At 40.3% G+C, this 12,251-nt stretch carries 10 protein-coding genes and 1 pseudogene; 1 reads left to right on the forward strand and 10 read right to left on the reverse strand.

The window, feature by feature from the left end; translation table 11 throughout:
- Positions 1 to 80: 80 nt before the first annotated feature.
- The 5 genes from mfd to FTT74_RS12025 form a co-directional block, all read right to left on the reverse strand.
- Positions 81 to 3,542, reverse strand: a complete 3,462-nt coding sequence (gene mfd / locus FTT74_RS12005; protein ID WP_179989085.1) for a transcription-repair coupling factor — start codon at positions 3,540 to 3,542, stop codon at positions 81 to 83.
- A 150-nt stretch (positions 3,543 to 3,692) separates the two neighbouring features.
- On the reverse strand, positions 3,693 to 4,052 hold the full coding sequence (locus FTT74_RS12010; protein WP_004976663.1) for a hypothetical protein: 360 nt from the start codon (positions 4,050 to 4,052) through the stop codon (positions 3,693 to 3,695).
- Between the two features lie 226 nt (positions 4,053 to 4,278).
- Positions 4,279 to 5,058, reverse strand: a complete 780-nt coding sequence (locus tag FTT74_RS12015; RefSeq protein WP_179989084.1) for a glutathione S-transferase N-terminal domain-containing protein — start codon at positions 5,056 to 5,058, stop codon at positions 4,279 to 4,281.
- A 53-nt stretch (positions 5,059 to 5,111) separates the two neighbouring features.
- Positions 5,112 to 5,624: a ribonuclease E activity regulator RraA gene (gene rraA, locus FTT74_RS12020; RefSeq protein ID WP_004976667.1), complete on the reverse strand. Its 513-nt coding sequence runs from the start codon at positions 5,622 to 5,624 to the stop codon at positions 5,112 to 5,114.
- A gap of 12 nt (positions 5,625 to 5,636) precedes the next feature.
- Positions 5,637 to 6,302, reverse strand: a complete 666-nt coding sequence (locus FTT74_RS12025; RefSeq protein WP_131261459.1) for an NAD(P)H-binding protein — start codon at positions 6,300 to 6,302, stop codon at positions 5,637 to 5,639.
- A 215-nt stretch (positions 6,303 to 6,517) separates the two neighbouring features.
- Here FTT74_RS12025 and rpsT point away from each other — a divergent pair, with 215 nt between their 5' ends.
- Complete coding sequence (gene rpsT, locus FTT74_RS12030; RefSeq protein WP_004976669.1) at positions 6,518 to 6,787, forward strand: 30S ribosomal protein S20; 270 nt, start codon at positions 6,518 to 6,520, stop codon at positions 6,785 to 6,787.
- Positions 6,788 to 6,983: 196 nt separating this feature from the next.
- Here the strand turns inward: rpsT and FTT74_RS12035 are convergent, their stop codons facing one another.
- From FTT74_RS12035 to FTT74_RS12055, 5 genes and pseudogenes are all read right to left on the reverse strand, one after another.
- Positions 6,984 to 9,680, reverse strand: coding sequence for a M66 family metalloprotease (locus FTT74_RS12035; RefSeq protein ID WP_179989083.1), 2,697 nt, complete (start codon positions 9,678 to 9,680; stop codon positions 6,984 to 6,986).
- 349 nt (positions 9,681 to 10,029) lie between these two features.
- Positions 10,030 to 10,764 carry a histidine phosphatase family protein gene (locus FTT74_RS12040; RefSeq protein WP_004976677.1) on the reverse strand — a complete coding sequence of 245 codons (735 nt, stop codon included), beginning with the start codon at positions 10,762 to 10,764 and terminating at the stop codon, positions 10,030 to 10,032.
- Positions 10,765 to 10,821: 57 nt separating this feature from the next.
- Positions 10,822 to 11,679: a 3'(2'),5'-bisphosphate nucleotidase CysQ gene (locus FTT74_RS12045; RefSeq protein WP_131261461.1), complete on the reverse strand. Its 858-nt coding sequence runs from the start codon at positions 11,677 to 11,679 to the stop codon at positions 10,822 to 10,824.
- Positions 11,680 to 11,861: 182 nt separating this feature from the next.
- Positions 11,862 to 12,041 (reverse strand): hypothetical protein, encoded by a 180-nt coding sequence (locus FTT74_RS12050; RefSeq protein ID WP_004976682.1) that lies wholly within the window; start codon positions 12,039 to 12,041, stop codon positions 11,862 to 11,864.
- Between the two features lie 93 nt (positions 12,042 to 12,134).
- A pseudogene (locus FTT74_RS12055) lies at positions 12,135 to 12,251 on the reverse strand (transposase); the annotation flags it as partial.

Raw genomic sequence — 12,251 nt, forward strand, 5'->3', positions numbered from 1 at the left:
TCATTATAGAATCAGAGGTTTCTTAGCAAATATTCATAAATTTACCGATATGATATTTGGATCAATTTGCATTTTTAAACTCAGCTGTGCAAAGTTTTTAGCAGGCTGTTTAATAGATCGGCAATAAATTGAATCCGCTTTTCAGCTTCCTCCAACATCACCATCACTTTTAAACGCTGTCCACCATCCATACGGAAATAGGTCGGATGTTTTTGCATCATTTGAATGATGCTCATGGCTTGCACAGGTGTATCTGGTGAAAATTCGATATGACCGCCATTTGTACCAATATCAATTTTAGTGATGCCCAACTGCTCTGCTTTTAAACGCAGTTGGTGCACAGCAAACAATTGTTTCACTGCTTGTGGCGGAATACCAAAACGGTCAATCAATTCCATACGAATATGATCAAGCTTTTCTTGAGTATCGGTATTACTAATGCGTTTGTAGAACAATAAGCGCTGATGCACATCGCCCAAATAATCATCTGGAATTAAAGCAGGCATGTGCAGGTTGATTTCTGCAGTTAAAGACAATGGTGCATCGAAGTTAGGAGTTTTACCCTTTTGAATGGCTTTGGTGGCTTTTTCCAGCATTTCCATATACAGGCTATAACCAATAGCTTGCATTGAACCGCTTTGTTGCTCACCCAGTAATTCGCCCGCACCACGAATTTCCAAGTCTTCGGTTGCCAGCATAAAACCTGCACCCAAAGTTGAGGCACGCTGAATCGCATCCAAGCGTTTTTCAGCATCGCCTTTTAAGCCCTTAATGGAAGGTACCAGCAAATACGCATAAGCTTGGTGATGCGAACGTCCAACACGACCACGTAGTTGGTGCAACTGCGCCAATCCGAGTTTATCTGCACGTTCAATTAAAATGGTATTGGCATTTGGAACATCAATCCCTGTTTCAATAATGGTTGAGCAAACCAACACGTTATATTCTTTATGATAAAACTGCTGCATGACTTGCTCTAATTCACGCTCGCGCATTTGCCCATGCGCAACTGCAACCCGCGCTTCTGGTACCAATTCACGAATGGTTTCAGCACTACGCTCAATGGTTTCCACTTCATTATGCAGGAAATACACCTGACCACCACGTAACAATTCACGTAAAATGGCTTCTTTCACCGTATCGCCTGTATGCTCTTGCACAAAGGTTTTGACCGCTAAACGGCGTGCAGGTGGTGTGGCAATAATGGATAAATCGCGCATACCGCTAAATGCCATATTTAAGGTACGTGGAATTGGCGTTGCGGTTAAAGTCAGCATATCCACATCGGCGCGCAGCGCTTTAATACGTTCTTTGTCACGCACCCCAAAACGATGTTCTTCATCGACAATCATTAAACCCAACTGCTTGAACTGAATATTTTCTTGCAGAATTTTGTGCGTCCCAATCACAATATCGACTTTGCCTTCAGCTAAATCTTCAATGGTTTTTTGATGAGATTTGCTTGAACCAAAACGCGATAAGACTTCAATACGCACAGGCCAGTCGGCAAAACGGTCTTTAAAAGATTCATAATGCTGTTGTGCCAACAATGTGGTCGGAACCAATACCGCGACTTGTTTATTATTCTGTACCGCGACAAATGCAGCCCGCATGGCGACTTCGGTTTTACCAAAACCAACATCACCACAGACCAAACGATCCATTGGTTTTGCCAGTTGCATGTCATGTAAAGTCGCTTCAATTGCATTGGCTTGGTCTAGGGTTTCTTCATAAGCAAAGCCACTGGCAAATTGCATATAAAGACTATGATCCAACTCAAAAGCAAAACCCGGTTTAGATTGACGACGTGCCTGAATATGCAGTAATTCTGCTGCCACATCGTGAATTTGTTCCAACGCTTTGCGTTTGGCTTTATTCCATGCATCTGTGCCTAATTTATGCAAAGGCGCAAGGTCTGGATCACCACCGCTATAACGGCTGATTAAATGCAAATTGGTAACAGGTACATACACTTTTGCAGCATCGGCATAATCAAGTTGTAAAAACTCATGCTCTTGCTCATCAATATTTAAAGTAATTAAACCTGCATAACGCCCTACGCCATAATCAATATGTACCACAGGTGCACCAATGCTTAACTCGGTCAAACTGCGAATTAAAAACTCTTCAGAAACTTCCTGCTGACGTTTACGACGGCGCTGCACCACACGATGTTCATACAACTGATTTTCTGAGATTACACTCAATTGATCTTGAATGACCAAGCCGCGATCTAAAGGTGCATTGGTAATCGCAATGGCTTGTAAAGACTGCTGAAATGCCTCAAAACTCTCCACTTGTGGAATTTCACCCAAAGCGGCACGCAACGCATCTTTTAAGGTTTCACGACGACCTGCACTTTCTGCCACCAATAAAACAGGATGATTGGCCGCATCAATATATTGCTTAACGGCATGAAAGGGTTGTTCTTGTTTAGGATCAACCGCCAAACGTGGTGGTACAAGTGTGCTTAAGTTCACTACACCTGCTTTTTGCTCAAAAGCTTCGGGCGATGCAATCACACGTCCAAATTGATTCAGTTGTTCTAATAATTGATTTGGTTGTAGGAATAATTGCTCAGGCGGCAAAATCGGCTGGTCGATGTTATGACGTCTGTCCTCATAACGATACAGCACATCTTTCCAAAATTGAGTTAAACAGTCATCCACCGTCTTATCTGTAATGACAATGCAATGCTTTGGTAAGTATGAAAGTAATGTATTTTGACCTTCAAGCTGTGCTTGAGTGAAGAATAACGGAAAATAAAACTCTAAACCAGGCGATGCAATGCCTTCTAACACATCCTGATACACAGGGTTCTTTTTCGGGTTTGCCGTTGGGAAACTTTCTGCATAGCGGTCACGGAAAATCGCACGACCTTCTTTTAATGGAAATTCTTTGGCGGGTAAAACCGTAAAATTCTGCAAACTTTGGGTGGTACGCTGCGTTTCTGGATCAAAAAACTTTAAGGTTTCAACTTCATCATCAAATAAATCAATACGGATGGGTGCTTCCTGTCCCGAAGCATAAATATCCATAATACTGCCACGCACAGCAAACTCACCATGATCATAGACTGTATCGACCAGATGATAGCCTGCTTGTACCAAACGCTGTTTTTGTTGTTCCAAAGCAAACTTTTGCCCAACACGAATATCGAAATGCTCGCCTAACACCCATGAGGTTGGTGCAACACGTTGTGCCAAAGTGGTTGCCGAAACCAACAATACACCTTGCTGCGGCATATTGGATAAAATCGCCAAACGCTCCGACACAATATCTTGATGCGGTGACAAGCGGTCATAAGGCAAAATTTCCCAATCGGGAAAAATGGTCGGTTTTACCCCGTAAAATTCTAATTCGCTTTCTAACTGCGCCAAATGTTGTTGATTGCGCGCGACAATCACAAATAAATGCTGATTCTGCTGACCAATTTCTTTAAATAATAATGCTGCGGCAGAACCTTGTAGATTACCAATCCAGCGTTTTTCGCCAGCTTTCAGTTGTGCTAAATTGAGTTGGGAAATTTCGTGTTGGAACATGTATATAGCTTTAGGGTCTAAACAACATGGGGCTTATACTAGCACGATGAATTGACGGTTTTACGTAATTTTTTTCATCCACCATTACAGCGTATTTAATTGCAAAATTTTATAAAACAGCGAGCTTTAAAGTTTGATACACACGCCTCTTTACTTTTGATCACGTAAAAACTGTCGATAATAATCATTCAATTTTTTAACAATCGCTTTAAATTCCAGTAAGTTTTCTTCGGTATTACCAAGCATTGTGTTAAAACGCTGTTGCGCAATTTCCAGATCAATTTTTTCATTGATAATCATAGCTGTAGAATACAGCTGTGCCAAATCATCAAACTGCTGCATACGGCGGTTGGATAAATAATTTAAACGCTCTGCCAAAACATCGTTAAGCAAAATACCATCGACAATATAGCCTTGTTCCGCATCCCATTGAATATTCTGTGCTTCTAAATAGGCAATTTCTTCGAGATTGGCTTTATTTTTAAACAACCCTGTAAGTTTGCTGAACATTTTGAACCTATAAATTGGCGAAATCAAAGTGAATGCTGCAGAGTTTAAATGCTTCACTAAAATAGATGCAACTGATCAGGGTGATTTATGCTCCCCTGATGTTATAAGTCAGTGTTTCAACCCCACTTTGCTTAGGCTATTTATAATGATGCATATTTTGCATCCTGCCAAATGCAAAAAAGCATCTTGAAGATGCTTTTATAACAATCAAAAAATGACTTAAAGCTTATTTGCCATAAGTTTGCTGTAAATACTTCACAATCTTGGCCGATTCAAAAAGCTGAGTCTGGGTATTTGGATCGATTAAAAATGGGACTTGAATATTATCACCCATAACTTTTAATACCTGCTCACGCTTACCACCTGCCAGTGGCACATATTTACCCGGTTTTAAACGTAATTTTGCCAAGCCTTGATCTTGCCAACGCTCTTTGGCTACATTATGAAATTTGAATGGCAACTCCAGTTCAGTCAATACACCACGTACTACACGTGTATAAGGACTTCCCTCAAAACCCCACAGTTCAATCAGTTGTTCAGGTGCAGCGCGCTCTACAATTTTCTGGTTAATCCACACACCACGTGCACCATTCAATAACGTGCCTGCAAGTGCAACATAAGGAATTTTAGGAAAATGCGCGTATTTTTTGGGCGTTTTTCCACTTTTGCCATAATGCTTGAATAAATGATAAATGATCTGCTGTGATTCATAGAGCTGATCACCTGTATTTTCATCAATTAAAAATGGAAACTGGGTTTTACCGCCTAATTGTTTCACCAAAGGTCGATATTTTGTGCCGCCTTTGGGACATGGATAAACTTCATAATCCAAATTTAACAAGGTCATGACTTCGCGTACACGACGGCAAAATGGTGAACCTTCAAACTCATATAACTTTAAGGCTTTTTCGGGCTGCTTGGGAAATGCTGTCCCATTCACACCGCGCCCACCTTCGGTAAGCATAGATGCCATTGCCTGAATGACTTTAATTTGATGATGCACCATTTTGTTTTCCTTGTGATGTGCTCAGCAATTTGATGGCTGTACCATCAAACCGCTTATAAATCGACCAATTTTTCCTTTGCCACAATAATACCGTTGTTATCGGCATAGACATAATCGCCCGAATTAAAAGTGACTTGTCCAAAATGCAAACTCACATCTACTTCACCCACGCCTTTGCGGTTACTTTTTTGTGGAATTGAAGCCAAAGCATGTACGCCTAAATCAAGTGCTGCAATTGCATCGACATCACGTACACAGCCGTAAATAATCACGCCATTCCAGTGATTTTTCACTGCAGATTCAGCAATCAAGTCCCCCATTAAGGCACAGCGCATAGATGCCCCACCATCTACCACCAAAACTTTGCCCGTGCCATCGGTTGCCAACAACTCTTTTACACGCGAGTTATCTTCAAAGCACTTTACAGTCACAATTTGACCGCCAAAAGTTTTACGTGCACCGTAACTTTTGAAAAATTTGCCATCCAAAGATGGAATCACCACTTGAAGGTCATGTTCTGGATGGTCATCTAATAAGTCACAAGTTACGAATGGTACTGTAGACACGTTGTTCCCCTTTTACTTGGTTTTTTGTATTTGTAAATTATCATAAATTTGGAATTTATGAATTTGCGATTGCGCTGCCTCGACCATAGTATGAGCCACTTGCGTAGCACTTACTGGCTTATATGTAAAATGATCGGGAATAAATCGTGATATTTTAAGATACAGCTTTTGTCCTAAATCTTCTAAACGCCGTTGTTCGTTGCGCTCACCCAATAATAAAGATGGACGCAAAATTGATACTTTGTCTAAATCCAAACTTTCAATATATTGTTCTAGCTCACCTTTGACACGATTATAAAATACGGCTGATTTGGCTTCTGCTCCCAAAGCACTGACCAATATGTAATGCGTACCCTTCGCCTGCAATAATTCGGCAAAATGTGCATTGATGGTATAGTCCACAGCATAAAATCCCTGCTTTGAGCCTGCCTTTTTTAAGGTTGTGCCTAAACAACTGAATGCATGACTATAACCGCTCACATCTTCATCATTGAGCAATAAAAAGTCTTCAAGGAGTAACGTCTGGACTTTTTCTAAGCGATTTAATTCCGAGCAAGGTCTACGCAAAACAACGGTGATATTTTTACATTCAGGCAGCTGATTAAGCTGTTTGACCAATTGCTGCCCAACTAAACCATTCGCACCAATTACAATTGCATTTTGAATAGAATTTGTCATTTTTTAAACAATCTCTGAGGCTTAAAGCTAATCTACCTGTTTCTTTCTGATTTTTCTGCAGCTAAAATGTTGTCAAAGCATGTCAAGACTTGACTTAACTGTCTAGTTTCATCAAAATATGGCACTTGTTTACGGGCTGGTGATAATTCTTCTGATGTTGGTTTTCGGAAGTAATTGCAGCCCGCCCAGACCAATCTATTTCAAGGAGTGCACGAGTGGCAAACTCTGCTCAAGCTAGAAAACGTGCTCGTCAAAACGTTAAAGCACGTAAACACAACGCAAGCTTACGTTCTATGGTTCGTACTTATTTAAAACGCACAATCGCTGCTATTGCTGCAGGTGATTATGCGGTTGCTACTGAAGCTTACAAAAAAGCTGTTCCAGTAATTGACCGTATGGCTGATAAAGGCATCATCCATAAGAACAAAGCAGCTCGTCATAAGAGCCGTTTAAACGCTCAAGTTAAAGCTTTAGCTTCTAACTAAGTGTTAAACAAAAGAAGCCCGTTAAGGGCTTTTTTTGTGCCTGCTGTTTCGATAATTTATCAAATTAAGCAATCTTTAGTTTCTGCACGCCAATTACATCACTTCAAATACACCTGCCACCATAAAATAAAAAACACCTCCTGAACTGGTCAAAAGGTGTTTTAAATTAATGAAGATGAATAATTCAGACGAAGAATTATTTCAGCATCAGTCGTAAATTTTGTGGACTTAAATAAGCCAGTTGCAAACTGTTATTAGCCTTTAATTGCGTCCATTGCTGATTCGCACCACCTGTGCAACCATAACGAATTAAACGCGCGCGGTTTTCTTTTAGGTAGCCATGCTCTAAATCAAAGCACTGATTCCCCTGACGAATCGTTCCCGAAGCTGTGTGCATTTCCCAGACCTGACTGTCTTTAGATGTACTGCAGCTTGCAAGTGAGACCACATTGCCGTTGTTGGTTAAGCACTGATCCATTTCTGCTTTGCTGTGAATACGCCCCAAACCATCATAAATCCACTGCTCAGTTGCATCGCCTGTACAGCCACTTGCTCCACTAATGTAAGCATTTTTCTGACCACTCGCCAAAGTTTCAACTTTCAAACAGTTATTTCTGTTTTTCATTAGTGTTGCTTCAGCCACAATATTTTCATTGCCTAAACCCAATCGCTCCACAAAATTGTGCAATGCTGTTTCCGCTTCAGGCTTAGTCTTTTCTAAATCGGCACGATAAACATTCATCCAGCGGTTTAAACGATAAATCGTATTTTGCTGTTGTTCATAACGCTGTAATTGTTGCTGTGCAGTTGCACTTAGCTCTTGACGATAATCTGCATAAGAATCATACAATAGTTGTGCAGCAGGTTTTAAAGCCACCACAGCTTGACTGGCTTGCGCTTCCAACTGCTTCTGAAAATCAGGCATTTCAACTTTTCTTAAAGCTTCATAGCCATGTGTACGACCAATTTTTACCGCAGGTTGAATACTATCGCTATATTGCGGAATATTCAGTGTCGATAATAACTTCTCGGCATGATTGGCTTTTTTACAGTATAAATTCACCTGTTTTGGCTGCTCAGCAAGTGCTAAATTGACATGCAGTTTATTGGCATTGCTGGTCATACGGTTAGGTGCCAATGCCACGTTCTGATTACGATTGGCATATTGAACATCTAACCAACATGCGGCATTTTCAGCAGCACGATTTGCCACAGGTAAATTATAAACATTACCCCAGTTACTGCGTGCAGCAGGATACAACACACCTTGCTGAGTTTCAGGATCATATCCGCCAATAATAGTAATTACAGGCACACCAAATAAGCGCGGTTTTAAATAATATCCATCGGCACTGTTGTACCAAACCTGATTGGAGCTTGGTACTTTTGGATAAACCACTTCCATTTGGCGTGTGTCTTTATTCCAGATTTTATAACCACTTGGTGAGCTTTCATCCCAAACATGTCGCGCCCCAAAGTGGGGTTGAATCCGAATATGGGTACTGTAACCCGTGTAATGGGTATAACGCGAAATGCTACTGTTGGTTGCACCACCTGACATCGCATCCCAACCATAAGCATATTGTTTCAGGAAGTTAGGCACACCATTTTTGCCATCACCCAAGTTTCGAGTATGCCACGCCAAGTTGCCACGCATTTTATTACGATACGCAATATAGCCCCAACCGCTGTCTGCATGGTGTGCAGCCCAGAACATATTTTCACCTTGTGAACCCGAATAATGCCCAAGACCATAATGATGCCCAATTTCATGGCTAAACTCGTTGCCCACAGAATCATACAGGGTCAACATACCATTACCGCCACTTAAACCATGCGTTTGATCACCATTTGTATATTTACCTCGTGCATGATGGGCAATTACAGTTTGTGTAAGTTGTGGCTGTTGCTGACTTTGCATAGAGGCACTGGTCACACCCCAGTTGGCTAAGTTAATTCCCACACTAAAGGTCGATTTTGCAGTATTTTCCCGCATGTCCCCCGAATAGACACCACCTTCACCCGCACTTTGGGTATCGTAAATCGTGCCGTTGGCGACCATCACTCGATCTAGCTGAATGTCATCATATTTTGCCACGGTCATTTGTGCCGCAGGAATGGTTTGGAAATAATCGGTACCCGCTTTTTCAGGCTCTAATAACATATAATGCCCGCCCGATTTGGGTGGTGCAGTTAGTAGACCGATACGAATATTATTGAGTACCAATTCACCCGGTGCGGCAAAATCAATTTTTTCTGCTTCGAGTGCACCAGTACGGTTTTTAGAATCGACCAAACGCAGCTTTAAACCGGGACGTACTTCATCCCAATTTAATTTAGCCGACCACGCACGCTTACTATACAACACCTCAGCACGACCATCTTGATTGCTCTGGTCTGAAGCAGGAAGCTGGGTTGGATCAAGTAAAGCAACACGACGTAACAAGCGTTCATTTTGATACACTTCAAGCTGCAAAGTGTCGATATTGTCCATGCCCTGATTTGGTGTAACCAATAATAATGCTTCTTTTTCTGCGGTCAAACGTGGCATTTTTTTCGCCTCGTTACCATTCGGATCAACCACATGCCCTTGAGCAAATTGAATCATTGCCTGAAAATCACCTTCTAAATCATTACGCACTTCACGTGATTCAGAATTGGCGTTGTAATCATAAAACCCAAGTGCCGATTGATTGATGACATCTTGTGTAGGTTCAGGGTAAGGATTAGCCACATTACCCACAGGTGGTTGCTGAGGAATTTCCAATGGTGTTGGATTTTCTTGATTTGAATTCCCAGCGGCATCCCCATCGCCACCACCACATGCAGCAAGCATGGATGATAATATACATACGCTTAATAGACTAAGCGAAAACCGAGTCACACTTTTCATTATTTATTCCACCCCAATGTCAATTTATGACAAAAAATATAAAAATAAACACATATTTTTCAATCACTTGTATTTTTATATTAAATAGATGTATAAAATTATGCAATTCTCAAGTTTCATATCGCTTTATATTTTCAACACAATTTTATTAATTTTTCTTTATAAAAATCAGCGAATTTTTAAAGCAGCACACAGATTGATAGACAATATTTGATCGAGTTTGCGCTCACAACTGCATAAAATGAAGGAAAAAAAGAGAATAAAATTTGAATTATTTTTTTTAATTTCTGACAGACGGTATTCTATCGTACTGAATGGATAGCACTAGAATATGCGTTCAATGTTCTGCTTAAACTTTCTGACGAAATTGCGAGATATCTAAAGTGTGAATCTGACCGCGCCAAATCCATTTTAGCTTGGATTCTAAAAACTCATCACCTTCAAACCAAACGAATAAACCTTCCATCATGTCTGGCCAATCGGCTTGCGTGACTTCATTACGTCCAGAAATCACCGCGATAATTGCAGCTAAAATCGTATCATGACTCACAGCCAAACTCAGTCCGTATTGGTTGGTTGGATGGGTGTTATAAATCAGCTCAAGGACATCCACGACACCATGAATCGGATGTTTCATGCCGGGCAAGGCATTATTCACAAAACTATTAATAAAGCCTAAAGCACCCTGTTTCTGAAAATATGGGCCTGCCTGTTTGATATCAAGTACAAAGCTTCCTGGTTCCACCAATAAACCTTGTTCTATAATTTCAATGTGATGGGTATTGGGTTCGAGGGTAATGCCATCTGCCCCACGAATCATTAAAGCAGCCGTATCGACACAACGCTGAATAGGACTTGAAATACAGTGTTGAATCACCCGATCTGTATTTCCAACCAAGTAGCCTCCCCATGCTTCGGCTAAATCGCGACCTTGTTCGGTCAATTGTAAATTATAGCCAGCCAAACCCTGACCAACGACAATTTCACGAATAGAATGACGGGTAAACAAAGTCACAGGCGTCTGAGCATCAGGCAATAAATCAATTGCTTTAAGCATACTTGCAGGGAGTAGTTCTAATGCCATGATCTAGCCAAAATTTTAACTTGGTTGCTTGACACTATACCATGTTCAGCACTTTGCTCAATCTGACTTCGCCATAAGTCCAAGTGCTTGTAAGGCAATCTGTTTCATCTGCGTATTTTTATAGGCGATAAAACCACCATTTAACAATGTATCGCGCTGATTATATAAAAATGCCCGCCCCTGAAAATCGACCAATCCACCACCTATTCGTTCCAATAAACATTGTCCTGCACTGGTGTCCCACTCAGAAGTCGGATGAAAACGTGGGTAAATATCGACGCGATCTTCCAAAATCATGCAGAATTTATAAGCACTACCTGCTTTTAGTTCTTCAAAATTGGTCAACTGCGCCAAGCTTTTTAAATAGTCTGCATAGTGTGATTTTTTTTGACTACTGTGGCTTAATCCAATTTTTAGAACTGAAGATGTTACCGTGGGTTCAGACTGATAGAGATACCATTGCTGAGTTAAAATATGATATTTCAATGGCATACCCTGTTCAGGACAAAAATAAATAGTTTGCTCGCCTGGTACTGCAAGTACTGCAAAAGTTGTTTGCACACCACAAATTAAACTTAAATTAATGGTAAATTCAGGACGTTGATGTAAAAACTCTTTCGTGCCATCTAAAGGATCAAGCAACCAAAATTGCTGCCATTGCTGACGTTGGTCTTGCTCACCTTCTTCGGACAACACAGGTAAATTGGAGATTTTTGCCAAAGCCTGCATTAAATAATAATTGACTCGATAATCGGCTTGCGTAACAGGAGAATCATCAGTTTTCTTTTCTACATCAAAAGCAGCACCTGAACAATAATCTTGAAATTCCTGATTTAAAATTTCACACGCCTGCTGCACGATTGGCAATAACTGTAAAATTAAAGTATGCGTTGGCGCCTTTGTTTTTATAAACATAACTATCCTTTTTAGACTGTATCTAAAGGTCTAATTTTTCATTACTTTCATAAAAACATTGTAATAAAATTTACGGCTGATGCGTAGATAAAATTTAGTGGCTAGATATGCTAAATCAAGACTTTATGTGTCAAGGCAATTCATTTTTACTTGAGTTTTTTATTTATTGAGTGCTTAGTTAATTAATCTTTAAATGGATTGGATAATCTTTTTTTAAACATCGATAAAGTGAGTGCACCACTAACCAATAATAAAATACCCACAATCACCAAATAAGTTTCACCACCAAAAAAACCAATAATAATTGCAGCAATACCCAATAAACCCAAAATAGTGGTAATGGCAATTCCTAAAATAGACATCACAATTCCTTTTAAATTTATTTAATCATGAAAAATTGTCAATATTCTTAGGTATCGTTCTGTCATATTCATGCCTCTTTTGATAAGCTGTCATTAAAAAGTAAACATGTATTCTTTTCCGAATTGGTTTGATACTCTCTCCACCCATTGCTCTATTTTATCAGCTGTCATGACTTGAAAATCTCGCCAATAATATTTCATCTGCTTCCA

The sequence above is a fragment of the Acinetobacter sp. YH01007 genome, from assembly GCF_013420425.1.
Classification (GTDB): Bacteria; Pseudomonadota; Gammaproteobacteria; order Pseudomonadales; family Moraxellaceae; genus Acinetobacter; species Acinetobacter towneri.

What these genes read in the sequence shown, in the direction of transcription:
- mfd (WP_179989085.1), bottom strand. Translation starts at nt 3,542, where the DNA reads ATGTTCCAACACGAAATTTCCCAACTCAATTTAGCACAACTGAAAGCT.
- FTT74_RS12050 (WP_004976682.1), bottom strand. Translation starts at nt 12,041, where the DNA reads ATGTCTATTTTAGGAATTGCCATTACCACTATTTTGGGTTTATTGGGT.
- FTT74_RS12035 (WP_179989083.1), bottom strand. Translation starts at nt 9,680, where the DNA reads ATGAAAAGTGTGACTCGGTTTTCGCTTAGTCTATTAAGCGTATGTATA.
- FTT74_RS12025 (WP_131261459.1), bottom strand. Translation starts at nt 6,302, where the DNA reads ATGACAAATTCTATTCAAAATGCAATTGTAATTGGTGCGAATGGTTTA.
- FTT74_RS12045 (WP_131261461.1), bottom strand. Translation starts at nt 11,679, where the DNA reads ATGTTTATAAAAACAAAGGCGCCAACGCATACTTTAATTTTACAGTTA.
- FTT74_RS12015 (WP_179989084.1), bottom strand. Translation starts at nt 5,058, where the DNA reads ATGGTGCATCATCAAATTAAAGTCATTCAGGCAATGGCATCTATGCTT.
- FTT74_RS12010 (WP_004976663.1), bottom strand. Translation starts at nt 4,052, where the DNA reads ATGTTCAGCAAACTTACAGGGTTGTTTAAAAATAAAGCCAATCTCGAA.
- FTT74_RS12040 (WP_004976677.1), bottom strand. Translation starts at nt 10,764, where the DNA reads ATGGCATTAGAACTACTCCCTGCAAGTATGCTTAAAGCAATTGATTTA.